29 protein-coding genes and 3 pseudogenes are annotated in these 23,370 nt (G+C 68.9%); 10 read left to right on the plus strand and 22 right to left on the minus strand.

All coding sequences use genetic code 11. The features are described from left to right. Positions 1-415: pseudogene (locus GA0115254_RS45640) on the plus strand (hypothetical protein); the annotation flags it as partial. Positions 416-481: 66 nt separating this feature from the next. On the opposite strand, the gene GA0115254_RS05730 reads toward GA0115254_RS45640, so the two are convergent. The 3 genes from GA0115254_RS05730 to GA0115254_RS05740 form a co-directional block, all read right to left on the minus strand. Then, complete coding sequence (locus tag GA0115254_RS05730; RefSeq protein WP_093894190.1) at positions 482-1,267, minus strand: hypothetical protein; 786 nt, start codon at positions 1,265-1,267, stop codon at positions 482-484. Between the two features lie 97 nt (positions 1,268-1,364). Next, the gene (locus GA0115254_RS05735) at positions 1,365-2,012 is read right to left on the minus strand and encodes an HAD family hydrolase (RefSeq protein WP_093894191.1); all 648 of its coding nucleotides are present in this window, start codon (positions 2,010-2,012) and stop codon (positions 1,365-1,367) included. Positions 2,013-2,118: 106 nt separating this feature from the next. Then, positions 2,119-2,694, minus strand: coding sequence for a TetR/AcrR family transcriptional regulator (locus GA0115254_RS05740; RefSeq protein ID WP_093894192.1), 576 nt, complete (start codon positions 2,692-2,694; stop codon positions 2,119-2,121). Positions 2,695-2,786: 92 nt separating this feature from the next. Here GA0115254_RS05740 and GA0115254_RS05745 point away from each other — a divergent pair, with 92 nt between their 5' ends. Continuing rightward, positions 2,787-3,233, plus strand: coding sequence for an anthrone oxygenase family protein (locus tag GA0115254_RS05745; RefSeq protein WP_093894193.1), 447 nt, complete (start codon positions 2,787-2,789; stop codon positions 3,231-3,233). A 49-nt stretch (positions 3,234-3,282) separates the two neighbouring features. On the opposite strand, the gene GA0115254_RS05750 is transcribed toward GA0115254_RS05745, so the two are convergent. After that, positions 3,283-3,831: a DUF1062 domain-containing protein gene (locus GA0115254_RS05750; protein ID WP_093894194.1), complete on the minus strand. Its 549-nt coding sequence runs from the start codon at positions 3,829-3,831 to the stop codon at positions 3,283-3,285. Between the two features lie 453 nt (positions 3,832-4,284). Here GA0115254_RS05750 and GA0115254_RS05755 point away from each other — a divergent pair, with 453 nt between their 5' ends. The 4 genes from GA0115254_RS05755 to GA0115254_RS05770 all read left to right on the plus strand — a co-directional run bounded on the left by GA0115254_RS05755 (position 4,285) and on the right by GA0115254_RS05770 (position 7,233). Then, entirely contained in the window at positions 4,285-4,470 is a 186-nt protein-coding gene (locus tag GA0115254_RS05755) for a type 1 glutamine amidotransferase family protein (protein WP_141720767.1), read from the plus strand. Between the two features lie 338 nt (positions 4,471-4,808). Then, on the plus strand, positions 4,809-5,477 hold the full coding sequence (locus GA0115254_RS05760; protein WP_093894233.1) for a DUF4097 family beta strand repeat-containing protein: 669 nt from the start codon (positions 4,809-4,811) through the stop codon (positions 5,475-5,477). Between the two features lie 29 nt (positions 5,478-5,506). After that, positions 5,507-6,460 carry an ATP-binding cassette domain-containing protein gene (locus tag GA0115254_RS05765; protein WP_093894196.1) on the plus strand — a complete coding sequence of 318 codons (954 nt, stop codon included), beginning with the start codon at positions 5,507-5,509 and terminating at the stop codon, positions 6,458-6,460. Continuing rightward, positions 6,457-7,233 carry an ABC transporter permease gene (locus GA0115254_RS05770; protein WP_093894197.1) on the plus strand — a complete coding sequence of 259 codons (777 nt, stop codon included), beginning with the start codon at positions 6,457-6,459 and terminating at the stop codon, positions 7,231-7,233. The genes GA0115254_RS05765 and GA0115254_RS05770 overlap by 4 nt, the downstream gene beginning before the upstream one ends. 316 nt (positions 7,234-7,549) lie before the next feature. On the opposite strand, the gene GA0115254_RS05775 is transcribed toward GA0115254_RS05770, so the two are convergent. Continuing rightward, positions 7,550-8,161 carry a TIGR03086 family metal-binding protein gene (locus GA0115254_RS05775; protein ID WP_256102410.1) on the minus strand — a complete coding sequence of 204 codons (612 nt, stop codon included), beginning with the start codon at positions 8,159-8,161 and terminating at the stop codon, positions 7,550-7,552. On the opposite strand from GA0115254_RS05775, the gene GA0115254_RS43735 reads away from it, so the two are divergent. Next, entirely contained in the window at positions 8,054-8,284 is a 231-nt protein-coding gene (locus GA0115254_RS43735; protein WP_141720768.1) for a hypothetical protein, read from the plus strand. The two genes, GA0115254_RS05775 and GA0115254_RS43735, sit on opposite strands and share 108 nt — an antisense overlap. On the opposite strand, the gene GA0115254_RS05780 is transcribed toward GA0115254_RS43735, so the two are convergent. From GA0115254_RS05780 to GA0115254_RS05805, 6 genes and pseudogenes are all read right to left on the minus strand, one after another. After that, positions 8,254-8,820, minus strand: a complete 567-nt coding sequence (locus tag GA0115254_RS05780; protein ID WP_093894198.1) for an SMI1/KNR4 family protein — start codon at positions 8,818-8,820, stop codon at positions 8,254-8,256. The genes GA0115254_RS43735 and GA0115254_RS05780 overlap by 31 nt on opposite strands. Positions 8,821-8,850: 30 nt before the next feature. Further along, positions 8,851-9,057: pseudogene (locus GA0115254_RS45645) on the minus strand (hypothetical protein); the annotation flags it as partial. A 79-nt stretch (positions 9,058-9,136) separates the two neighbouring features. Then, positions 9,137-9,904, minus strand: coding sequence for a CDP-alcohol phosphatidyltransferase family protein (locus tag GA0115254_RS05790; RefSeq protein WP_093894199.1), 768 nt, complete (start codon positions 9,902-9,904; stop codon positions 9,137-9,139). Positions 9,905-9,970: 66 nt separating this feature from the next. Next, a complete protein-coding gene (locus GA0115254_RS05795) occupies positions 9,971-10,957 on the minus strand; it encodes a DNA-binding protein (RefSeq protein ID WP_093894200.1) in 987 nt (328 codons plus the stop codon). A gap of 330 nt (positions 10,958-11,287) precedes the next feature. Next, the gene (locus GA0115254_RS05800) at positions 11,288-11,533 is read right to left on the minus strand and encodes a DUF397 domain-containing protein (RefSeq protein ID WP_093894201.1); all 246 of its coding nucleotides are present in this window, start codon (positions 11,531-11,533) and stop codon (positions 11,288-11,290) included. Then, complete coding sequence (locus GA0115254_RS05805; protein WP_093894202.1) at positions 11,530-12,396, minus strand: helix-turn-helix domain-containing protein; 867 nt, start codon at positions 12,394-12,396, stop codon at positions 11,530-11,532. The genes GA0115254_RS05800 and GA0115254_RS05805 overlap by 4 nt, the downstream gene beginning before the upstream one ends. A gap of 134 nt (positions 12,397-12,530) precedes the next feature. Between GA0115254_RS05805 and GA0115254_RS05810 the strand changes: the two genes are divergently transcribed. Next, the gene (locus tag GA0115254_RS05810; protein ID WP_093894203.1) at positions 12,531-12,950 is read left to right on the plus strand and encodes an ATP-binding protein; all 420 of its coding nucleotides are present in this window, start codon (positions 12,531-12,533) and stop codon (positions 12,948-12,950) included. A 3-nt stretch (positions 12,951-12,953) separates the two neighbouring features. On the opposite strand, the gene GA0115254_RS05815 is transcribed toward GA0115254_RS05810, so the two are convergent. Both GA0115254_RS05815 and GA0115254_RS05820 read right to left on the minus strand, forming a co-directional pair. After that, positions 12,954-13,205 carry a type II toxin-antitoxin system RelE family toxin gene (locus GA0115254_RS05815; protein WP_093894204.1) on the minus strand — a complete coding sequence of 84 codons (252 nt, stop codon included), beginning with the start codon at positions 13,203-13,205 and terminating at the stop codon, positions 12,954-12,956. Beyond that, positions 13,202-13,456 (minus strand): type II toxin-antitoxin system Phd/YefM family antitoxin, encoded by a 255-nt coding sequence (locus GA0115254_RS05820; RefSeq protein WP_093894205.1) that lies wholly within the window; start codon positions 13,454-13,456, stop codon positions 13,202-13,204. Before GA0115254_RS05820 ends, GA0115254_RS05815 begins: the two co-directional genes overlap by 4 nt. A 241-nt stretch (positions 13,457-13,697) precedes the next feature. Here GA0115254_RS05820 and GA0115254_RS42925 point away from each other — a divergent pair. Then, positions 13,698-13,811: pseudogene (locus GA0115254_RS42925) on the plus strand (IS5/IS1182 family transposase); the annotation flags it as partial. A gap of 389 nt (positions 13,812-14,200) precedes the next feature. Here GA0115254_RS42925 and GA0115254_RS05825 read toward each other — a convergent pair. The 8 genes from GA0115254_RS05825 to GA0115254_RS05860 form a co-directional block, all read right to left on the minus strand. Continuing rightward, entirely contained in the window at positions 14,201-14,617 is a 417-nt protein-coding gene (locus tag GA0115254_RS05825; RefSeq protein ID WP_093894206.1) for an RNHCP domain-containing protein, read from the minus strand. 39 nt (positions 14,618-14,656) lie between these two features. Beyond that, entirely contained in the window at positions 14,657-15,058 is a 402-nt protein-coding gene (locus tag GA0115254_RS05830) for an RNHCP domain-containing protein (protein ID WP_370740833.1), read from the minus strand. A 465-nt stretch (positions 15,059-15,523) separates the two neighbouring features. After that, positions 15,524-16,405, minus strand: a complete 882-nt coding sequence (locus GA0115254_RS05835; RefSeq protein WP_093894207.1) for a phosphogluconate dehydrogenase C-terminal domain-containing protein — start codon at positions 16,403-16,405, stop codon at positions 15,524-15,526. Further along, positions 16,405-17,202 (minus strand): sugar phosphate isomerase/epimerase family protein, encoded by a 798-nt coding sequence (locus GA0115254_RS05840; RefSeq protein WP_093894208.1) that lies wholly within the window; start codon positions 17,200-17,202, stop codon positions 16,405-16,407. The genes GA0115254_RS05835 and GA0115254_RS05840 overlap by 1 nt, the downstream gene beginning before the upstream one ends. Further along, the gene (locus GA0115254_RS05845; RefSeq protein ID WP_093894209.1) at positions 17,202-18,029 is read right to left on the minus strand and encodes a triose-phosphate isomerase family protein; all 828 of its coding nucleotides are present in this window, start codon (positions 18,027-18,029) and stop codon (positions 17,202-17,204) included. Before GA0115254_RS05845 ends, GA0115254_RS05840 begins: the two co-directional genes overlap by 1 nt. Then, a complete protein-coding gene (locus GA0115254_RS05850) occupies positions 18,029-18,505 on the minus strand; it encodes a ribose-5-phosphate isomerase (protein ID WP_093894236.1) in 477 nt (158 codons plus the stop codon). Before GA0115254_RS05850 ends, GA0115254_RS05845 begins: the two co-directional genes overlap by 1 nt. Before the next feature lie 14 nt (positions 18,506-18,519). Then, entirely contained in the window at positions 18,520-20,256 is a 1,737-nt protein-coding gene (locus GA0115254_RS05855) for a dihydroxyacetone kinase family protein (protein ID WP_093894210.1), read from the minus strand. Beyond that, positions 20,256-21,629: an MFS transporter gene (locus GA0115254_RS05860; protein WP_093894211.1), complete on the minus strand. Its 1,374-nt coding sequence runs from the start codon at positions 21,627-21,629 to the stop codon at positions 20,256-20,258. Before GA0115254_RS05860 ends, GA0115254_RS05855 begins: the two co-directional genes overlap by 1 nt. Positions 21,630-21,881: 252 nt before the next feature. Here GA0115254_RS05860 and GA0115254_RS05865 point away from each other — a divergent pair, with 252 nt between their 5' ends. After that, positions 21,882-22,628, plus strand: a complete 747-nt coding sequence (locus tag GA0115254_RS05865) for a FadR/GntR family transcriptional regulator (protein WP_093894237.1) — start codon at positions 21,882-21,884, stop codon at positions 22,626-22,628. A 65-nt stretch (positions 22,629-22,693) separates the two neighbouring features. Here GA0115254_RS05865 and GA0115254_RS05870 read toward each other — a convergent pair whose 3' ends face one another. Then, entirely contained in the window at positions 22,694-23,359 is a 666-nt protein-coding gene (locus GA0115254_RS05870; RefSeq protein ID WP_093894212.1) for an HAD family hydrolase, read from the minus strand. Between the last annotated feature and the right edge of the window lie 11 nt (positions 23,360-23,370).

Genomic DNA, 23,370 nt, shown 5'->3' on the forward strand with positions numbered 1-23,370 from the left:
GTCAACGGGCGCGACCGCGTCCACGTACACCGCCCCGGCGTCGCTGCTCGGCAAGAAGGTCACGGTCACCGTCACGGCCCGTCGCACCGGTCACGCCGACGGCTCCGCGACGACCGCCTCGGTGAAGATCGCCACAGGCAGCGCGCCCAAGGCCACCAAGCAGCCCACGATCTCCGGCACGGCGAAGGTGGGCCGCACGCTCAAGGCCGCCCACGGCACCTGGACGCCCGCCCCGACCTCGTACGCCTACCAGTGGTACGAGAACGGCAAGGCGATCAAGGGGGCGACCAAGTCCTCGCTGACGCTCAAGTCCGCCCAGCGCGGCAAGAAGATCACCGTGAAGGTGACCGCCCGCCGCACGGGCCACGCCAACGGTTCCGCCACCAGCAAGGCGACGAAGGCGGTCGCCCGCTGACATCGGCAGTGTGATCGAAAGGGCCGGGCCCCTCACTGGGAGTGAGGAGCCCGGCCCGCTGCTTGGTCACTTCACCGTGACGGCGTCGCCGGTGGAGACGACCTTCATGGTCGTGGTCGTACCGAGGAACGCCCAGCGCCAACTGCCCGAAGCGGTGGCCTTCACCGTCGTGCGGAGGTGGCCCTTGCTGTCGGTGGTCGCCGTCTTCACGGTGCTGTACGTGCCGCCGGGCTTCTTGTACTGCAGCTTCACCACCTGCTTGGTGTACGCGTGGTACTTGAGATCCGTCCAGTTGGCCCGCGACAGCTTTCCTGTGACGGTCAGCGTGCCCCCCTTCCTGACCGGCTCGGGCGTGGCGTCCGTGGTCAGGGTCGCGGCGCGCTTCACCTTGAACAGGGCGATGCGGTCGGAGATCCAGTAGTCGCGGTCATTGGCCTGGACCGTGGCGTTGACCTGCCAGGTCCCCGCGACCGAGTTGGCGTCCCAGCCCTCGTTGCCGCTTCCGTAGAAGTCGATCCACGTCGGGTCGATCTGCATCGTCGCGGTGCACACGGACGTCGTCGTGCTGACCTTCTTGCACGTCGTGCCGAGATGGTCGACCGGCCCATGGCCATTGGTCGCGTTGAACGCGGACACATCGGCGACCCCCTTCACCCCCGAGTTGTCCTTGATCGTCATGGTGATCAGGAAACGCTTGACGTTCTTGACCCCGACGATCACATTGCTGCCACCGTTCACGACGGTCTTGGTGACCCGGATGTCACCCCGCCCCTCCGCGTGAGCGGCCGGCGCCACCACGATCCCGGTGGCCACTGCCGCCACCACAGCAGCCGCGGCCATTCTTCTGCGCATGTCCCACCCCTGTTCTCCCCGCCTCGTGGCAGGGGGAGAACAGGGTAGCGACCACCCAGACCCGCCTTACGCGTAAAGGACGTGAGGCGGTCGGCCGTCAGATCTCCGACAAGAGCACCGGCAGCTTGCGCATGTCGTCGAAGACCACGGTGTCCGGGCCCTCCAGCCAGTGCACCGGGGTCAGCCCGCCCGCGTAGCCGAGTGACCGCATTCCGGCCGAACGGGCGGCCTGTACCCCGTACTTGCTGTCCTCGACGACGACGCAGGCCGAGGGATCCACGCCCATCCGCCGGGCCGCGTGGAGGAAGAGGTCGGGGGCGGGCTTGCCGTGCGCGACCTCACTGGCGCTGAAGATGCGGCCCTCGAAGTGGGAGTGGAGTCCGGTGTGGCCGAGGGTGTGGCGCATCTTGTCGTGGCTGCCGCTCGATGCCACACAGGTGGGGAGCGTGAGGGTGGCCAGCGCCTCGTGGATGCCGTCGACCGCGACGAGTTCGGAGTCCACGGCGGCACGGTGGAGGTCCTCGAAGCGCTGCTGCCAGACGGCGGACTTGCCGGGCAGGTGGGCTTCGATCAGCGCACCGATGGACTTGTTCGACCGGCCCACGAACTTCTCGATGACCTCGTCCGCCGTCAGCGACCACCCCAGTTCGGCGCCCACTTCGACCTGGATGCGCACGGCGATGCGTTCGCTGTCGACGAGTACGCCGTCGCAGTCGAATATGACGAGTTCAGGAGGAGTGCTCATCCGGCCAGGATAAGGAAACCTGTACTTCAACGGATGCGGGGGAACAGCCCGGCGGCCCGGACGTGGTGATCCGGAGGACAGGCGGCGAGCCGGGCCGGAGCGGACCCTAGTGGGGGACGAAGCGGTCGACCAGGAGCGCGAGGCGGTCGGGAACCCGGTCGGCGGGCAGGCGTCCGGCGCGGGTGAGGGTGACCAGTCCGTGCAGCGCGGCCCAGAACGTCTCGACGAACAACCCCGGTTCATCGGGGTGTGCGTGGTCGACAAGCGGGTCCACCAGGGCCTGGAACGCCTCGCGCAATGGAGCGGGCGTGGCGTCGTCGGCGAAGGGGAGGCCGTTGTCGAGGCTGAACATCGCGTCGTACAGGGCGGGATTGCGTGCGGCGAAGTCGGTGTAGGCGCGGGCCAGTGCGGCCATCGCCTCCCGGTCGGCGGGCCCGTCCGGCACCGCGGCGCGCAGCGCGGTCGTCAGCTCGGTGAACCCCTCCAGTGCGACCGCTGCCACGATCTCGTTCTTGCCCCGGAAGTGGCTGTAGAGCACGGGCTGGCTGTACTCGATCCGCTCGGCGAGCCGGCGTGTGGTGACGGCGTCCCAGCCGTGGGCCTCGGCCAGTTCGCGGGCCGTGGAGACGATCAGCCTGTGGCGGTTGGCCCGCTCGCGTTCCTTGCGTTCGTGTACTGACATGACTCGATGCTAGCACCGCTAGACAATAGAGCGATGGCATGCCTAGCATTGCATCAGAACCTAGCGCCGCTAGGGCAGCCTTTGGAGGGGTCATGCAGGACGTACTGGCCGTCGTCACGGTCGTTGTGGTCGGGCTGATGGTGGGCGTGGAGTTCGCGGTGGCGGTGTTCGTGAACCCGATCCTCGACCGGCTTCCGAACGACGGCGGGGTCGAAGCCCGCAGCGACGGGGCGCGCGTCCTGGGCCGGGTCATGCCGTTCTGGTACATCGGCTCGGTCGTCCTCGGCGCGGTGTGGTCCACGCTGACGTGGGGCGACGCGGGCGCGTCGCTCGTCGCCGCGGGCGCAGCGCTGCTCGTGGTGAGCGTGGTGATGTCGATCCTGCTGCTCGTGCCGATCAACTCACGCGTCGCGACCTGGTCACAGGAAGGCGTGCCCGCGGACTGGAAGCAGCAGGTGGGGCGTTGGGACCGGTTCCACTACGTCCGCGTGGGCGTCATCGTGCTCGCCTTCACGCTGTTCGCGGTGGCCCTCGTCTAGGGCCTGTCCGGCGGATCCCGCCGGACAGGCCCCTGGTCCCGAGGAGGGCTCAGCGCTTGAGCGTGAAGGTGAAGTCGCCGGAGAGCTTGCCGCTCAGCCGGACTGCCGAAACGAGTTTGCCCTCCGTGATCAGTCTCTCGGCCTCGGCCCGCGAAAGACCGCAACCTTCAGCGATCAGTCGCACCGGCCGGACGGGGATCCGCGCCGCAAAGCGGACCGAGACGTCGATCACCTCGCGGTCCAGGTGATCCGACCCGCCGGTGTCGAGGCGCCAGGCGTTGTCCCAGTCGAGGGCGATGCGATTACGGCGCCGCACGACCGGATCCTGGAGCAGTTCAGCTGTCAGGCCAGGGTCGTTGTCATGCAGCCGGTCCAGCAGCTCAGGTCGTATGGAGCGCACATTCATCCGCTCCAGGACCGTGAGCTTTACAGTTTCCCCGCAAGCGGTACAGAGCGCGAGGAGCCAGGCGTCGATGAGCTTGTGGTTTGCGTTGACGCGAAATTTACCGCTCGCCCGGAAGCGCTCGGACGCGCACGCGTGGCAACGGCGGAGAACGAGCGGCAGGCGGGTGGGCACGACCACCCAGTTTTTGAGCACAGAAGTACACCGGTTTCAGTGAGAAGTCCGCAGCAAAAAGGAGCGCGGCGCACATGTGCGACGCGCGACGATTCAGCGCTCGGGAGGTCTCACAGGGTGTACAACGGCGTGTCCTTGGTCAGACGACTTGGTTCGGCAGCACGGTAATGGCGCACAGCGGCGCTGTTCCACTGGATTTCGAGCGCATCACCGCCAGGTGCTGTCCGGCGGATCACGGACGAAGCCAGAGCCGGATCGCGGCGACGGTGTGGTCTGGTTGCGCGGCGGAAACGTGTTCATGTTGCGCCTTGCTCTCGCCCGCAGCGGCGCTGACGCGGCGCTGACCGCGCTGCTGCGACGGGAAGCGGTGGTCTATGCCGGATCCGGCGCCGGCGCGGGCGTGCTCGCGCCCACCTGCGCGGACTGGACTACTGCGACGACCCGCAGGTGGTCCCCGGCACCTATGGCGAGCCGGTGGCCTGGGAAGGCCTGGGCATCCTCGACCATGCCGTGGTGCCGCACGTCGACTCTCCCGGCCACCCCGAGACGGAGGCTCTCGGTGTCGTCGCCGTCAACTACCGTGCGGATGGCACCCCGCACCTCACCCTGCGCGATGGGCAGGCTCTCGTGATCGATGGCGAGGACACGCGCATCTACTGACCGGCACCTTGCCGACAACAGGCGACACCTTGCCGACGAACGCCCCGATCACGGTGCTTCCGATGGCCGCCATCAGCAGGTCTCCTTCGTGGCCTGGGCGTGGCCCTGTGGTGGCTGGTGTGGCGACTATAGCGTTCACTCTCAATTCATTGCAACACTTTACATGGTGAAGTGTTGCGTTATGCGCAAGGTCATTGCATCAACTTTGCTGCATCTACCTGCAATGATGGGATTTTGACGCAACGCATCTGTTGCCTGATCTATGAATGCAACGTAGCTTTTCCTCTAACGGAAAGAGCGGGCCGAAGGGGCGCGCGATACCGGAGAAGGAGAGCATGATGCAGAAGTTCGACACGCCCGCAGCCGTCCAGGCCGTCCTCGACATCCCCGCCGGACGCATCCAGTTCATCGCCGCCGACCGTACCGACACCACCGTCGAGGTCCTGCCCGCCGACGCCGCCAAGAGCCGCGACGTCAAGGCCGCCGAACAGACCGAAGTCGCCTACGCCGACGGCGTCCTGCGGATCCAGGCCCCGCAAGCGAAGAACCGGATCCTTGGCAACTCCGGATCCGTCGAGGTCACCGTCCAGTTGCCCGCCGGCTCCCGTGTCGAGGCGAAGGCGGCCGCCGCCGAGTTCCGCGGCGTGGGACGGCTCGGCGACGTCGCCTTCGACGGCGGCTACGGCTCGGTCAAGCTGGATGAGGCCACCAGCGCCCGCCTCACCGGACTCGACGCCCACATCACAGTCGGCCGCCTGAACGGTCCCGGCGAGATCAGCACCCAGCGGGGCAATGTGAACATCACCGAGGCCATGTGCGGGCAGCTCACGCTGAACACCCAGCAGGGCGACATCACCGTCGGCGCGGCTCGCGGCGTCTCCGCCTCCCTGGACGCCGGCACCGGCTACGGCCGGATCGACAACGCGCTGAAGAACAGCGACGGCACGCCCGGTCTGACCATCAAGGCGACCACCTCCCAGGGTGACATCGCCGCCCGCAGCCTCTGAATCCTGCAGCCTTTGAAGGAGCTCTCCTCATGACCGACTTGGCTATCGCAGCGCACGGGTTGCGCAAGTCCTACGGTGACAAGACCGTCCTCGACGGGATCGACCTGACCGTCCCGGAAGGCACGGTCTTCTCTCTGCTCGGCCCGAACGGCGCCGGCAAGACCACCGCCGTGAAGATCCTGTCCACCCTCGTCTCCGCCGACGCCGGCGACCTGCACGTCGGCGGTCACGACTTGGCCGCCGAACCGCAGGCCGTACGTGCCGCGATCGGTGTCACGGGGCAGTTCTCCGCCGTCGACGGCTTGATCACCGGCGAGGAGAACATGCTCCTCATGGCGGACCTGCACCACCTCTCCCGCAGCGAGGGCCGCCGAGTGGCCACCGAGTTGCTGGAGCGCTTCGACCTGGTCGAGGCGGCGAAGAAGCCGGCCTCCACCTACTCCGGCGGCATGAAACGCCGCCTCGACATCGCCATGACACTGGTGGGCAGCCCGCGGATCATCTTCCTGGACGAGCCGACGACCGGCCTCGACCCGCGCTCGCGGCACAACATGTGGGGCATCATCCGCGAACTGGTCACCGATGGTGTCACCGTCTTCCTCACCACCCAGTACCTGGAAGAGGCCGACGAACTCGCGGACCGGATCGCTGTGTTGAACGACGGGAAGATCGCCGCGGAGGGCACGGCCGAGGAGCTGAAGCGGCTCATCCCCGGCGGACACGTCCGCCTGCGCTTCATCGACCCCGCCGCCTACCAGAACGCAGCCGGCACCCTCAACAAGGCGACCCGCAACGACGAGGCGCTGTCGCTGCAGATCCCCAGCGACGGCAGCCAGCGCGAACTGCGTTCCATCCTCGACCGGCTGGACTCGGCCGGCATCGAGGCCGACGAGCTGACCGTGCACACCCCCGACCTCGACGACGTCTTCTTCGCCCTCACCGCCACCACCGTGCCCACCCAGCCCAAGGAGACTGTCCGATGAGCTCCCTCTCCCTCGCCGTGCGCGACTCGTCCACGATGCTGCGCCGCAACCTCCTGCACGCCCGCCGCTATCCCTCGCTCACCCTGAACCTGCTGCTGACCCCGGTCATGCTGCTACTGCTGTTCGTCTACATCTTCGGCGACACCATGAGCGGGGGCACGGGCCGCTCCGCCTACATCGCCTACATCGTCCCGGGCATCCTGCTGATGACCATCGGATCCACCACCATCGGCACCGCCGTCTCGGTCTCCACCGACATGAACGAAGGCATCATCGCCCGCTTCCGCACCATGGCCATCCACCGCAGCTCCATCCTCTTCGGCCACGTCGTCGGCAGCGTCCTGCAGACCATCATCAGCGTGATCCTCGTCGGCGCCATCGGTGTGGCCATGGGCTTCCGCTCCACCGATGCCACCGTCCTGGAATGGCTGGCAGCCTTCGGCCTGCTCGCCTTCTTCGCCCTGGCCTTCACCTGGATCGCGGTCGGCATGGGCTTGGGCAGCCCCAACGCGGAGGCGGCCAGCAACAACGCCATGCCGCTGATCCTGCTGCCCCTCATCTCCAGCGCCTTCGTCCCCCTGAACAGCATGCCGGGCTGGTTCCAGCCGATCGCCGAGTACCAGCCCTTCACCCCCGCCATCGAAACCCTGCGCGGACTTCTCCTCGGGACCGAGATCGGCAACAACTGGTGGATCGCCCTCGCCTGGTGCCTGGCCCTGACCATCCTCGGCTACCGCTGGTCCAAGGCACAGTTCAACCGCGACCCCAAGTAACCGCCATGACAGCGCGGGCCACCCCCGCCACCCGAACCACTCCAGGGCGGCGTACACCGACACCGCGTCGGTCGTGCGCCGCCCCTTTCATGTCCACGAACGACGTGGATGCACCCCTGGCCATTGACGCCTACCTGCGCAATCGCCGAAGCCGCCTTCGGTGAACACGGCCAAGGCCAACGAGAACAGCGGCTCCTGCCGTCGGACCGGGGTGGGATGTCCGAGGCCGAGCGCCGTTCCGGTCGTCTCTCACGCGCCCGGGTCGGATCCCCCTTGAACCTGGGCGTTCAGAACAGCTTTGCCTGTGAGCCGTCGCTCAGCCTGCCGTTGGACGACGGCCGACGAGTCCGAGCAGCCGCTCCAGGTCGGGAGAGCTCGCGGAGATCTCGACCGCCGGGGCGAACGCAGCCCTTGGCCGGTCGCCGGACGGTGCTCCGGTCGGGATCAGCGCCGCGACCTCGAGTGAGTAGTGGACGAGGTCGGCGCCCGGATCGAAGGCGACACCGATGGTCTGAGCGATGTCCCAGCCGTGGACTACGCAGTCGAGCACATGCATACCGAGCGCGACCCGGCCGGGAAAGAACCCGAACTCCCTGATCTGGAGCGAATGGTCCAGGACATCCTCGGCGAACGCCTTGGTCATGGTGTCTGCCGAGTCGAGGTAGGCCTGGTAAGGATCCCCGCCCAAGTCGCCCTGGTCCCAGACCAGGAGGTCACCGGTGACGCCTGCTGCGGCGGCTGCGAAGCCGAGGTTCTCGCTCACTTGGTGGCGGAGCAGGCCGTGCAGTGTCCAGTCGGCACACGGCGTTGGAAGACGAAGATGATCCGGGCCAATCTGCGCGATAACCGCTCCCAAGGTGGCGAGGGCACGGCGGTCCAGTTCTCTGATATCCACGGCCGCGATGTTAGCCGTGCCGCCGTCCGTCATCACGCGACCGTGGTGGTCGCAGCCATCAACGAATGGCTGTGGCCGGCGGGGCCACGGCAACCCCTGCTGGCCGGCTGCGGCTCATCGGAATATCAATCCAAGCCCGCCTTCCAGCGGCGTTGACGCTCGAGCCAGTGCACGTAGCGCGGTGAGGCCTCTCGGAGATCGATGCTGAGTGGGTACGGGTCGAACTCGTCAACGAGCAGCTTGCGGAGGAATTCGACCATGCCGCAGGGGAACAGGGTGAAGTCGTCTTGGGTGTGGCGGCCGCAAACCAGGACACGCCACCGGTCAGGGTCGGGATCGGTAGTCAGCCAGCAGAGGATGTCTGGTCCAGAGGTGACGCCCCAGGCGAGGATATGGTCCGGGTTGATGTCCAGGCCTTCCTGGCCGCCCAGCATCTCCCAGGTGTAGCGGGCGTTCTCCGTCTCCTCCTCGAACGTCCCGGGATCCCACTGGATGTACTCCTTCGGCAGGGGCATGAGGATGCAGACTTCCGCGAACGAGCCGGCACCGTACACGGACATGAAGGCCATGTAGTCCCGCGGGAGCCGCGTACCCCACCGCGCTTCCGCGGCCGACCAGTCGATCTCTTCGTCAGCGCCGAGATCTGGAGGAAGGATCTCGGCCAGTGCTGTGATGCCTGTGGGGTCTTCCATGGCAATCCCTTCAATCGGATCACCGAGAGCCTACGAAAATGCACTGACAACCAGCGCAGCGGATTCAGACGTTCTTGTCGGCCGCGACCAGCACTTTCGCAACAGGCCCTGGTCGAGCACGGCGGCGACGGCTTCGATCTCTACGAGCTGGTCGTCGTAGCCGAGCACGGTGACTCCGATCAGTGTGCTGGGGACATCGTGGTCACCGAACGCGTCCCGGGCCACCTCCCAGGCAGAGGATGGGGAGCTGCCGCGGGTCCTCGGCTGCGGTCGGGCATGCGCGGATGCGGCCGACGGGACAGACAGGACCTGCAACTCAGCGAAGGCGCGAGGAGGACAGGATCGAGGCCAGGTGAGCCACGACCATGACCCACGTGATGGCCGCGATCGCCAGCACTGTCACCTGGGTCGCCTCGATGCTGCCCATGAACAGGTCGACCACGGCGACCGCGAGCAGGACGAGGGACGCCTCGATGCCGTTGGTGATCCGGTGGATCTTGAAGGCCGAGGCCAGCCGTCGCGCCGAGGCGAGCCCCGCCGAACGCGGCCGGGTCGCCTCGTCGTCGGCGAGCGGCAGACCGCGGCGGTAGCGCGCGACATCCACCAGGTCCGTGGACGCCTTCAGCAGGACGACTCCGAGCGCCGCCGCGAGCCCCACCGACACCCAGAGGTCCGAAGCGCCGCGCGCCGCCCGGAAGCCGGCCCCGATCATGAGCGCCGCATCCGCCAAGTAGGCCCCGAGTCGGTCGACGTAGATGCCCGTCGCACTGTTCTGCCCCTTCCAGCGCGCCACTTCGCCGTCCACGCAGTCGAAGAGCAGGAACAGCTGGAAGAGCACCGCCGCGAGCACGGCCCCCGTCAGGCCGGGTATGAGGAGCGCGAAGCCGGAGGCCACCCCGCACACCACCATCGTCCAGGTGAGCTGATCGGGCGTCACTCGCGTACGCACCAGCTGCCGGGTGGTCCGCAGGGAGATCCGCCGCATGTACAGGCGGCCCGCCCAGTGCTCCCCGTTACGGCTCTGAAGCTTCGCGTTCGGCTGACAGACCTCACGCAGCTCTGCCAATGCCGGAGCACTCGTCATGACGTTCCTTCACCCACCTGTCCCGTGGCCCAGCAGTGATCACCACAGGGTAGAGACCCCACTTGTTCAGGCCGACAGGAGGTGCGGTTCGTCGGCTGTGCAGTCGTGGCAGTGGCCGGGGGTGAGGGAACGGAAGGCGCGGTCGCAGCGGTCGCAGTTCTGGAGCGGGGCGGCCTGGTAGGTGGGAGTGGCCGGGGGTGGGAGGAGGGCGATGAGGCGGTGCCTCAAGAATTTGGCCGGGAATCTGAGGGGCTGGGGGAGGTCGCTGGTGAGGGCCTGGCGGACGGCAGCGGGCGTGGTGCCGCGTTCGAACCAGGTGGCGACGGCGGGGGCGAGGTGGTGGATGTCGCGCTCGGTGAGGGTGATGTGGGGTGTGCGGCGGTGGAGGTCGGTGAGGAGCGCGGTGGCGGCCTGGAGGAGCTGGGGGAGGGGGTTGGCGGGTTGGGGGAGCGGCGGGGGCGGGGGCTTGGACGCGGTGGGGGCGGGGACGTAGGGGGATGCGGGGCGCGGTGGAGGTGTGGGGGTTACGGCTGTGGTGGCCGGCGGTGCGGGTGCCTCGGGTGCCTCGGGGGTCGGTGGTGCGGGAGTGGCGACCGGGGCCAGGGCGGGGGCCGGGGCAGCGACCGGGGCTGGGTGAATGGGTTTGGGGCGTCGTCCGGGGGCCGGGACGGGGTGGGCGTCGGTGGAGCCCGGTTGGTTGTACGAGCAGGTGCGGGTGACGACGCGGCCGTTGGGGAGGCGTTCGCGGGTGCGGCGCAGGTAGCCGTGGACTTCCAGTTCGCGCAGTGCGGCGGCGATGCGGGCCTCGCTGTCCGGGAAGCGTTCGGCGAGGGGCTTGATCCCGATCTTCGTCCCGGCGGGGAGTGACTGGATGTGGGTGGCGAGGCCGATCGCGAGGAGGGAGAGCACGCGGTGCTGGGCCAGGTGGTTGCCGACGACCGTGAAGTGGCTGCTGTGGCGGGAATTGATGTGTACGACACCGGATGACGGCGTGGCGTCCCCGGGAACGGGAGACGGGGCGCGCGAGGGCGCGCTAACCTGCTGGGTATCCATCGGGAAGCCTTTACTTCCTCGGTGGTCAGGCCCTCGATCGGGATTCGCTCTCCCGGCCGGGGGCCGACGCATGTTTGCGGTTGCCGCGGCGAGCATATGCCAGCCAACCGCTGTGAAATCCAGCTCAGTTGGCAAACCTCACCCGTGTGAGTGACGGGCCTCAGGTTGAGGCCGGGGGAGGGGTTGGGTTGGGAAGTTCCTTCTTCCCAAAGGCTTTAAAGCCTTTACGTCGGGGGCCGCCGCATCGCGGTCGACCGGGTCGTGGCGCACCGGGTCGCGGCTGTCGCGATCCGGTGCGGGACCAGGTGTGCCAGGCGGATCGGGCCGCGCTCAGCCCTGGCGCGCGTACGAGACGAAGGCGGACCAGGTGGCGGGGGTGACGTCGAGGTGGGGGCCCTGGACGTTCTTGGAGTCGCGGATGTGGATGGTGGTGGGGCAGGTGGCGACCTCGACGCATTCGCCGCCCTCTCCGCTGCTGTGACTGGACTTGCGCCAGTCGTAGGCGACCTCGACGCAGGTTCCACCTTCGCCGCCGCTGTAGCTGCTCTTGAACCAGTGCAGTTGCTCGGTGTTCATAGCTCTCCCAGCATCTTCTCGATCAGCGTCAGGGACTCCGCGGGGGTGAGAGCCCGCGAGCGGATGATCCCATAGCGCTCGCTGAACACCCGGACTTCCTCTGGGTCAGTGATCAGCCGCGCATGACCGTATGTCTCCGTGTACGCCGCTTCCTGGCGGCCCTTGGGCGTGAGGAGTGTGAACGAGGCATCCAGGCTGGGGTGTTCCTCCCGGTCGGTTGTCATGACCTGAAGTTCCACAGTTCGCATGCGGCCAGCACTCAAGAGCCTCTGCAACTGTTGTCTGTGCACGGCTTGCCCGCCGATCGGACGTTCCAGGATGGCTTCCTCCAGCACATAGCTGAATGTTGGCGCGGGCCAGCGGTCGAAGATCCGCTGGCGGTCCATTCGGTCCGCCACCCGCTTCTCGATCGTCTGCTCATCCAGTAGTGGCCGTCGCTGTGTAAAGACTGCACGTGCGTAGTCCTCGGTTTGGAGAAGGCCCGGCACGGCCTGCGTGCTGTAGATGTGCAACGCAACTGCATCCGCCTCCACACGCGCGTAGTCCCGGAACCAGTCCGGGTGCCGCGTCCGTGTCCGCGACAACGCCTCCCGTACCTCGTCGACCGCCGCTCGCAGCACGCCGCCCGCGTCCAGCACTTGGTCCGCGCGCCCCAGGAAGTCCGGCTGTGGCGTCCGCACGCCCCGCTCCATCGCGGAGATCAGGTCCTCCCCGCAATGCGCAGCGAGCCCCAGATCCTTCTGGCTCAGGCCCGCGCGTTCCCGCAGCACCTTGATCTGCTTGCCCAGCGCCCTGAACAGGTGCGCCGTCCCGTCCGACTCGGCCGGTCGCTCCGGTCGTTCCTCGCGTTCCGCGTTCGTCATCTACCCCGCACCGCTCTCTGTCTGCCCGGTCACGGCCGACGCCCCGTACAGCCGACCGGGCGCGCCCGTACAGCTCCTCGGAGTCGTGGTGTCACTCCTGGTCAGCGTACGAGCGACCGGACACGCTGAGTCACATGAACGCCGAAATCACCCTTGTGGGCGCCGAGTTCGTCCAGCGGTTCAGCGCCACCCGCCGAGGCGCGCGGCTCGCCCGTCGGCTCGCTGTGCATCAACTCGACGAGTGGGGTGTGCCGTACGGGAGCGAGCTCTCGGACGATGCCGCCGTGATCGTGTCCGAGCTGGCTGCCAACGCGGTGCTGCACGGGCTCGTAGCGGGGCGGGACTTCGAACTGAGGCTCGTCGTCCTCGCGGGCACGCTCCGGATCGAGGTGTCGGACGCGCGGGGAGAGCGGGGGCCGGAGCCTCAACCGAACCGGCCCGGCGCGGAGTCGGGGTACGGCCTGCATCTGGTCGAGGCGCTGGCGACGTCGTGGGGCGTGAAGGACCGGGGCGTGGGCAAGACGGTCTGGGCCGAGTTGGCCACGACCCCGTGACGGTCAGCCGATGCGGCCGAGGTGAATCACGATAATGGTGACCTGGGCTTCTGCGGTCTCGTACAGCACTCGGTAGCGTCCGACGTGCACGCGTCGCAGCGTGGGGGAGCCGTACGGCGCAGATCCTTGTGGCAGAGGGTTGTCGGCGAGCAGGTCGATGGCATCCGTCAACTGGCGCAAGCCGTCTGGATCGTCCTTGAGGAACCGGGCAGCCTGGTCGATGGCGTGCTCGTCCCACGTGATCAGAAACGTCAACGCTGCTCCAGGCCAAGTCGTGCACGGACCTGGTCATGCGGAACGGTTTCCACGGTGCCGGCGGCCTGGCGTGCCCGGTACTGGGCGAGGGCCAGGGCATCCTCCAGTTCGGCCAGTTCCTGAGGATTGATCAGTATGGCCGCCGGCTGACCGTGGTCGGTGATCGTGATGCGTTCTCGTGCATTCGAGGCTCTGCGGACGAGCGAGCCGAAGCGGGCGCGGGCTTCAGCGATCGGCAATGTGTCACTCATGCACAGAAGTGTGCACTTGGTGCATCTTGTGTCCAGTGTGGGCGGCGGTATCGGGCCCTCGGTGCCGGCGGGCGTACCGCCATCCGTATCAGGGCGGGGGTGTTGTTGTTCCCCGCGGTGCGGTTGGTGTTGAGCTTGCCGCAGGTCAGGCACCACCCGGTCCGCACAACGTGACACCACCCCCTTCACATGTCACGTTCGTTCTCGACCACGCCCGCGCCGCGCGGCTTGGACGCCGGGCCTGGCAGGTTGCCGCCGCCTGCACCGCCGCTACGCATGCAAGCCTGAGCGCTTCCTCGCCTTCGTCGGTATCCCGGCCGCCCTCATCTGTCACCGCCGTCTCGCCACAGCCTGATCGGCGAGAGCACCGTTAGCCTCGGCCGCGTGATCTCTCCTGGTTGTCCCCTGGATCGCCTGTACGCGTTGTGGCCGAGTGCTCGCGCGTGCGCACAATCAGGAGCCGTGGGGTGACCTGTCCTACCTTGCAAGGCACTATGTGCTGTTCGTTCCCGGGCGGAGCACGTCGACGGCACTGTTCGCTCCCGACTCGGCCCGGGGCGCCTTGACGGAGTTGCGCGTGTCCTGCGTCCGGACACAGGCGCCCGTTTCGGCAGCCGTACGACCGTCATCAGAAACGCTGTCCTGAGCGAGCGGCTTGACCCGACCCGGATGCGCGAGACGGCGCGTACCACCCTCGGCGCCCGGTCGCCGTCGTCATCACGGCGGTGACCGGGCGCCCCCTTGTCAGAGTGCGAGCAACGCTCGTACGGGGATGGCGGTGTCCGACAGCGGGCGTACCGCCATCCGCATCAGGGCGAGGGCGTTGTCGTCCCCCGCGATGCGGTTGGCGCTCAGCTCGCCGCAGGTCAGGCACTCGTGGATGATCGCCCACTCCCCGTCCTGCCGGACGGACAGACTGAGCGCCGTCATCCGCCCCCGGCAGTCGGCGGCCCGGTCTCCCGGTATCCGCAGATCGACGTGGAGGCTGGTCAGGCAGTGCGGGCAGTGGTTGCGATGCCCGGTGCCCGGTGCGTTCAGCGGTACGTCGAGTCGGCAGCCCACGCAGCGGAACGCGTCGCCGTGGGCGCCGCCCGGTCCGTGCAGGACGTCCTTGCGCCGCTGCGGTCGGTGGGCCGGTCGGCGGGGTCTACGTCGTGGCACGGTGGGACCTCCGTCCTGTCCTCGGTCGTCGTCGGTGGGTCACAGGGCACCGAACGCTTCGAGAGGGAACGGCGGTTGGGCCAGCGGCCGCACGGCCATCCGCATCAGGATCAGCTGGTTGTCGTCCCCGCAGACCGGGTTCGAGGCCAGCTCGTCGCAGCGGGTGCAGCGGTGGATGACCATCCAGTCGCCGGTGCGGAGCACCGCGATCGAGATCGGGGTCATGCGTGCCCCGCAGTCGGACGGACCGCCCTCCACGTGGTCGAGGCAGTGCTGCGAGTGCAGGCAGCTGGGGCAGTGGTTGCGGCGGCTGCCGTCGGGCGCGAGCGTGGCGACGGTCAGCCCGCACCGCAGACAGGTGAAGGTGTCGGTCCTCAGATAGGCGCTGGCGCCGTTGGCGGAGGACTTGGTCGGACGGTTGTGGGGGTTGTCGGTGGACACCCGGTTTTCTCCTTGCCGAAGAGGATGAGCAATGCAGCAGGGAAGTACCGAGCGGCCCTCGGGGGCATGGGCCGGAGAGGCGTGCGTCGTCAGCCGGAGATCACGTACTGACGGGGCGAAAACGCGTACCGGTCAGGGAACGCGGGTCAGCGCGATGCCGCGGGCGTGCGCATGCACGCAGCTCCGGTCGCCCCGGCGCGGTTGGAGGCGCGACGAGGGAGGCTCGGAACCACTGGCCGGGGCATACATCAACTTCTTTCCAGGGCAAGCGCCCATCGGTCACCGACGGTCGACACCGCGGTCGGGGTCCGAGCACGGTAACAACGCCCCGAGTCCGGGGCCAGCGATTAATCGACCGGCCGTGCGCCGACACGCGTACGGGCCGGGCGCCGCATCCGTGGTGGGGTGCCCGGCCCGTACGGGTACGGAACCGCCGCAGGCGCCGGGGCTACCGGCAGCGCCGGGTCAGCGCTTGATCTCCTTGATCTTGAGCATGCGCGTGATGACCTTGTCCAGCTCGTCGTCGTCGAAGACGTTCTTCCAGTCGTCGCGGACGATCGACTCGCGGCCGTAGTCCATCGCGATGAGGCACGCGTCGGAGAACGGGTTCGAGCCCTTGAGGGTGTTGGCCAGCGCCACCTGGGTGTGGCCCAGCAGCATCGCGCGGGCCGCCTTCTCCGGGACACCCACCGTGTGGACGGTCTCGTGCAGGGCTTCGGTCAGCAGGGCGCCGACCATGCAGGCGATCGTCTCGACGAGCGTCGGCTCCAGGACCGCGAGCTGCTTGACGGTCACCCAGTGGACCTCGACGACCGGGGCGTACATCGTGGAGATGACCGCCTCGGCCAGTTCCTGGGCCTTCGGGTCGGCGGCCTCGGCGGCGGGCTCGAAGGAGGCGACGACCTCCTGCGGGGCGGCGATGCCGCCGAAGGTGTCGGCCCACTCCTCCTTCGTCGTGCGCTCCAGGAACACCGACGGGTGGCAGGGGTGCGCCACCGCGTTGTGCACGTCCGCACGGCGGGTCAGTAGACCGGCGTACGCGGCGGCCGGGTCCAGGGTCAGCAGGATGGCGCCCGGCTTCATGACCGGGACGAGCTGCTCGGAGACCTTGCCGAGGACGACGTCCGGCACGGCGAGGATCACGACGTCGGCCTGTGCGGCGGCCTCGGCGCCGTCGGTCAGCTCGCGGCCGAGCTCGCGGATCAGCTCCTGGCCCTTCGGCGAGTTCTCGGCGAAGAGGGTGGTGAAGTCGCTCTTGACCAGGTTGTTGGAGACGCGCTGGCCCATCTTGCCGGCGGCCCCGATGACGGCAACGGTGGTGGATGCGGTCGTGGTTTCGGTGGCCATTACTTGCTCCTCATAAGGGTGTTGATGCTGTGCCGGGTCCACTGGTCCTCCAGGCGGGCGGTCTCGGTGAAATCGCCCTGCCAGGGGAGCCAGTGCTCCACGATCTGGTTGATGCCCTTCTCGGACGGCCGGACCTGGTCGATCATGTGGTCGTAGTCGAGGAGGCCCTCGCCGAGAAGACAGCCGGCGAAGGTGAAGCCGACCCAGCCGTCACGGCGGGAGAACGAGAAGTCCTTGACGTGGATGTTCACCACGTAGGGGGCGGTGGCGTCGATGACGTCCGCCGGACGTTCGAGCCGGGCGACGCTGTTGCCCGGGTCGAGGACGACGCCCAGGTGCGGGCTGCCGACGCCGCGTACGACGGCCAGCAGGTCGTCGGTGGAGACCTGTTCGTACGTCTCCAGGCCGAGGGTCACGCCCGCTGCCGCGTAGGCCGGAACGGCCTCGCGGAGCAGGGCGGTCGCCTCCGGTACGGACGGCTGGTGGCCGGCCGTGTTCAGCATCGAGCGGACCAGGGTGACACCCAGACGCCGCGCGATACGGAGGTAGTCGGTCAGATGCTCCGTGTGTACGCCACGGGTGCCCAGCTCCAGCGTGATGCCGTACTCGGCCGCCGTGGCGCGTACCGCGTCCAGCTGCGCGTCGTCGAATGTCTCGATCAGCGGGTAGTCGCAGATCTGGAAGACCTCGCCGCCCAAGTCCCGGGTCTGCGCGAGCATTTCGTGGACGGTGAGCGGCTGCGGGGCCTTTTCGGAAATCCGCCAGAAGAAGGCGTACGTGCTCAGTCCGTAGGCCATCAGACCGCCCCTTCCGGGGAGTTGGCGGGGGCGGTAGCGGGGGCGTGCAGGGTCATCGCCTCGTCGAGGATCTGCTCCACCGCCGCCGGGTCGTGGGCGAAGCGGCCCAGGAACAGTCCGCCGACGCCCTTGCCCAGCTCGGTCAGAAGGCCGGGGCCCGCGCTGCCGCCGTAGATCACCCGGCTGCCGGTGAGGGCGGGCTGCGTGGCCAGCCAGGCCGTCAGGGCCTCGCAGACCGTGCGGATGTGCTCGGGGGACGCCGGTTCGGGGGCGCCGATCGCCCACTGCGGTTCGTACGCGATGACGACCGGGGCCGGGGCACTGTCGTGGGACGCCGTGGCCAGGATGCGCTGCGCCTCGGCGACCGTACGGGCGGCGGCCTCGGCCGGGGCGACCGGGTCGAGCTCGCCGACACAGAGGACCGGCGTGAGGCCGTTGCGCAGGGCGGCTGCCGTCTTGGCGGCCACCACCGTGTCGCCCTCGCCGAAGAGGCGGCGGCGCTCGGCGTGCCCGACCTCGGCGTAGCTCGCACCGATCTCCTTCAGGTGGGCTCCGCTGACCTCCCCCGTGTACGGGCCGGTGTCCTCGGCCGCGAGGTCCTGTGCCCCGGTCCGTACGTCCGTTCCGGCGAGGATGCCGGCCACCGGGACGATCGCGGGGAACGCGGGCAGCACGAACAGCTCGGCGGTACCGCTCGTCACGGCGGGGTGGCGGGCGGCCGTGTCGGCGATCCGGCGCGCCCAGTTCAGGGTCTGATGGTGGCCGAAGTACATCTTCAGGCTCACCCCGATCGTGACCCGGGGGTGGTTCTTCGAAGCGGCGGACATCAGGCTGCGGCTTCCTGCTGGTTCTCGTAGTCGTTCATCAGGGCGACCTTGGCGGCCGACGCCGACGTCTCGTCGAAGCGGTACGTCAGCCACTCGGCGGCCAGTCGGCGGGCCAGCTCCAGGCCGACGACCCGCTGGCCGAAGGTGAGGACCTGGGCGTTGTTGGAGAGGACCGCGCGCTCGACGGAGAACGAGTCATGGGCGGTGACGGCCCGGATGCCCTTGACCTTGTTGGCGGCGATGGCAACGCCGAGACCGGTGCCGCAGACCAGCAGGGCGCGGTCCGCCTCGCCGCGCGCGACCATTTCCGCGGCGGCGATGGCGACCTTCGGATACGCGGTGTGCCCGTCGGCGTCGACACCCACATCGGTGACGGTGGCGACGAGGTCGCTGGCCTCCAGGTCCTTCTTGAGTGCTTCCTTGTAGGCGTGACCGGCGTCGTCGGAACCGACGACGATGCGGAGCCTGTCGGACAGCGGCTGGTCGGACATCAGTGCTTCTCCAGAGTCGTTGCGAGAACGGGGTGGACTGCGCGGACGATCAGGGCCAGGGAGTGGGCTCCGGCGTCCGGGGTGCCGAGGCTCTTCTCGGCGTGCGGGCGGGCCCGGCCCATCCGGGGGAGCAGACCGGCGGTGGCTGCCGCGGCGGCCACCGCGGTGCTCGCGGCCGTGTCCCATGCGGCAGGCAGGGACTGCCCCTCGCCGGTGGCGGTGGTCAGGGCGGCGGCGAACGGGACGAGGACGTCGACCATCGTCTTGTCGCCGACCTCGGCCCCGCCCAGCCGCATGACGCCCGCCGACGCCTGCGCGACCCCGGCGGCGACCACGGGGGCCGTGGGCCGGTCGGTGTCGCCGAGCGCCGTGCCGAGCGCCCGCAGGACGACGCCCCACAGGGCGCCGGAGGTGCCGCCGGCCCTGTCGGCCCAGGCGTCGGCGGCCCGGGAGAGGAGGGTGCCTGCACCCGCCCCCGACTCCGCGGCGTGGACCGCGGCCTCGTACGCGCCCCTGGAGCCCCGCTGCATGCCGATGCCGTGGTCGCCGTCGCCGGCGGCCGCGTCGATCCGGCCCAGCTCGTCGGCGTGCGTGTCGACGGTGTCCTTGAGGACGCGGAGGGCGGCGAGGACGGTACGGGCCGCCTCGCGGGATTCGTGCGTCGCGGCCGGGATGGTGTCGTCGGCGGCCTGCTCCTCGATGTCCCCGGTCGTGAGCTCGGTGGTCTCGACGGCGCCCTTGCGGTACGCGGGGGCGTCCGCCGGGGCCGTCCACAGAGGTTCGAGCTCGTCGGTCAGCCAGCACAGGGTGAGCGAGACGCCCGCCATGTCGAAGCTGGTCACCAGCTCGCCGACCTCGGGGTCGACGGTCTGGACCCCGGCTTCGTGAAGCAATTGGGCGACCCGGCGGTAGACGACGAACAGCTCCTCGTACTTCACCGAGCCGAGCCCGTTGAGGATGACGGCCGCGCGCTGTCCGCGCGGGCTGTCCACACCCTCGGGGAGCTCGCCGAGCACGGTCCTCACCAGCAGCTCGGCCGCCCCGTCGGCGGTCGGGACGGACTGTTCGCCCATGCCGGGCTCACCGTGGATGCCGAGGCCGACGGCCATCCGGCCGTCGGGGACGGTGAACAGAGGGTGGTCGGCGCCCGGCAGCGTGCAGCCGGAGAACGCGACACCGAACGAGCGGGTGCGGGCATTGGCCAGCTCGGCGATACGGGTCACCTCGGCCAGGTCGTGCCCGGCCTCGGCGGCGGCCGCGGCCGCCTTGAAGACGACCAGATCACCGGCGACCCCGCGGCGCTTGTGGGCCTCGGCGGGGGAGGCGCTGGAGATGTCGTCGGTGACGCCGAGAGTGCGGGTGGGTATGCCCTCGGCGGTCAGCTGCTCGGCGGCCTGCCCGAAGTGGAGGACGTCGCCCGCGTAGTTTCCGTACGCGAGGAGGACACCGCCACCGGTCTGCGCCGCCTTCGCGACCTGCCGCACCTGGTGGGCGGAGGGCGAGGCGAAGACGTTGCCGACCGCGGCGCCGTGCGCGAGGCCCTGGCCGACCAGGCCGGAGAAGGCCGGGTAGTGGCCGGAGCCGCCGCCGATGACGACCACGACCTGGCCCGGTGCGGTGCGGGTGGCGCGGACCACGCCGCCGGGGACCCGCCGGACCCGGCGCGGGTGCGCGGCGACGAAGCCTTCGAGCGCCTCGTCGGCGAAGGCGGCAGGATCGTTGAACAGGCGGGTCATCAGTGGGCCTCCACGAGGGACCGGCCCTGGCCCGCGGCCTGGCCCTTGGACCGGTTCGCGAGCCACAGCATCAGCGCGGCGGACATGAGCATGAAGGCGCCGACCAGGAACAGCGGCAGGTAGTAGTCGCCGCTGAAGTCCTTCAGCCAGCCGGTGACGTATCCGGCGGCGAAGCCGGCCACGTTGCCCGCGGTGTTGATCAGAGCGATACCGGCCGCTGCGGCGGCGCCGGTGAGGAACTGCGAGGGCACCGACCAGAAGACCGGCAGCGCGGCGAAGATCGCACACGCGGTGACCGTGATGACCGCGACGGTGGCGGCGGGCGAGCCCATGTAGAGGGCGATCGGGATCGAGACACCGCCGACGACGGCCGGGCCCGCGATGTGCCACTTGCCGACGCCGTGCCGGGTGGCGTGACGGGACCAGAAGTAGAGGACGATCGCGGCCGGAAGGTACGGGATGGCCGTGATCAGGGCCTTGTCCATGACGCTGAACGAGGTGTCGAACTGGTCCTGGAAGCCGTTGATGATCGTCGGCAGGAAGAACGCGAGGGCGTACAGGCCGTAGATGAAGCCGAAGTAGATCAGCGCCAGGGTCCAGACGCGGCTGTTGGTGAAGGCGGCCTTCAGAGCCTCGCGGCCGTGGTTCGTCTTCTCGTCCGCGCCCGTCTTCGTGGCGTTCTCGGCGGCCAGTTCGGCGGTCAGCCACTCCTTCTCGGGGGCCGTCAGCCACTTCGCGTCGGCCGGCCGGTCGATCAGATAGAACCAGGCGATGATCCCGAGCAGGATCGCCGGGATGGACACGCCGAGGAACATCACGCGCCAGCCCTCCAGGCCGAAGAGCCCGTGCTGGTTGATGAACCAGCCGGCCAGCGGGGCGCCGATCACGGTGGTCAGCGGCTGGGCGAGGTAGAAGAGGCCGAGGACCTTCGTACGGTGCCGGGAGGGCACCCACTGGCTCAGGAAGAGGATCGCGCCGGGGAAGAAACCGGCCTCCGCGACACCGAGCAGGAACCGCAGCGTGTAGAGCTGCCCGCTGTTCTGCACCCAGGTGAACAGCAGCGCGACGATGCCCCAGGACACCATGATCCGGGCCAGCCAGCGGCGGGCGCCGAACTTGTGCAGTGCCATGTTGCTGGGCACTTCGAGAATGATGTAGCCGATGAAGAAGATGCCCGAGGCAAAGCCGAACTGTGCCGCGGAGAGCGCCAGGTCCTGGCCCATCCCGTTCGGCTCGGCGAAGGACACGGCCGTCCGGTCCAGATAGTTCACGAAGAACATCAGGGCCACGAACGGGACGAGCCGGATCGAGACCTTCTTGATCGTCGATCTCTCGATGGCCGATCTCTCGACTGAATGCGCAGTGGCGCCCATGGAGACTCCTCGATTCCCGGACCGCTTTGTCCGGCTCTATGTCACATGTCGGCAAAAGTGGGGAACGCCGGGAACGCCCATGTCCGACCCGCTGACAGTGCTCACGCTAGCCCTGAAATGAAAATTGGTCACCAATTAACCAAAGTGACGTACGTCGCTAGGACGAGCGGGTTGATCTGGCCGATGAGCGGCGCTACCGTGCTCCCGGCCCAGCTGGATGCGGCGCCGTCTGATGTACTTGGCGACGTGTCCATGCAGCCCGAAGAGCCCGATCTGACGTCACTTCTGCGCCCTGTCGTGCGGGAGTCCTCGGTCAGCGAGGTGGCCAAGCGGCTCCTCGACCACCTCTCCGAGGGCAACCTGAAGCCGGGTACGCGGCTGCCCGCCGAGCGGCAGCTCGCCGACGCGCTCGGGGTCGCGCGCTCCAGCGTGCGCGGGGCGCTCTCCGCGCTGGACGTGCTGGGCATCATCGAGATCCGGCCGGGGTCGGGTTCCTATGTGCGCGAGGGGACTTCGGAGTTCCTGCCGCGGGCGATCAACTGGGGACTGATGCTCGGTCAGCGGCGTACGCGGGACCTGGTGGAGGTCCGTACGTTCATGGAGGGCATGTCGGCGCGGCTCGCCGCGGACCGGGCCTCCGCGGAGGACGTCGAACGGCTCGCCGGCCACCTGGAACGGATGCGGGAGGCGGGAACGGACGTCAAGGCGTTCATCGACGCCGACATCGCCTTCCATCTGGAGACGGCGAACATCGCCCGCAACAGCGTGCTGAGCGACATCCTGCACTCGATCCGGGCGCTGCTCCAGGTATGGATGGAGCGGGCCGGGGACATCGAGGGCACGGTGAGCGGAACGCTTCACGAGCACGGGGCGGTGCTCGACGCGATCCGGGCCGGTGACCCGGAAGCGGCGGATGCGGCCATGGCGGAGCACATGCGGCTGGCGAGCGAGCGGTTGAACCTGTCGCTGGAGGGCCTTTCCGGTCCGTCCGGCGACTGAGGACACGGCGCGGCCGGTGGCCGCGTCACGAAGGGTGTCCGGTCACGCGTGCGACGGTTTTGTCCTCAAACGCCGCACGGGCCGGCTTCGCGGGCCTCGCCGGCCAGTGCCGGGAGCTCCGTCAGCGCGTCGACGCGCCAGTCCGCCGTCTCCACCACGTCCGGATGGTCCGCCCACCAGTGCCCGTACGCACCGCGGCGGACATGTGCCGCGCGCAGGCCGGAGGACTTGGCCGGGAACAGGTCGTCGGCCGGGTGGTCGCCCACGTACAGGGTGCGCTCCGGGGCGGCCCCCGACACCTCCAGTACACGTGCGAAGAACGCCGGGTCCGGTTTGGTCACGCCCCACTCGTCCGAGGTGACGACCAGGTCCGCGGGCAGGTCCAGGGCCCGCAGCAGCTCCCCGGCCCGTACCGTCCCGTTGCCCGCCACCACCACCCGCACCCCCAGTGCGCGCAGCTCCGCCAGGGCGGGGCGGACATCGGGGTAGAGGTCCGTCTCGTCGAGATGCTCGCCGCGTCCGGCCGCCGCACGCGCAAGGGACGCCTCCCTGACATCCATGCCGGGGCGCAGGATGCGCAGCGCGTCGGCGCTGTCGCGGCCCTGGGTGACCGCCGCGCCGACCAACGCGCTCAGCGTGTGCGGCGGAACGCCGAGCCAGTTCGCCCAGGACGCCCAGTAGCGGTCGTCGCGTACGAGTGTTTCGCCGATGTCGAAGACGATCGTTTCCATCACCGTCCCGA

Source organism: Streptomyces sp. Ncost-T10-10d, assembly GCF_900091955.1.
Lineage (GTDB): Bacteria > Actinomycetota > Actinomycetes > Streptomycetales > Streptomycetaceae > Streptomyces.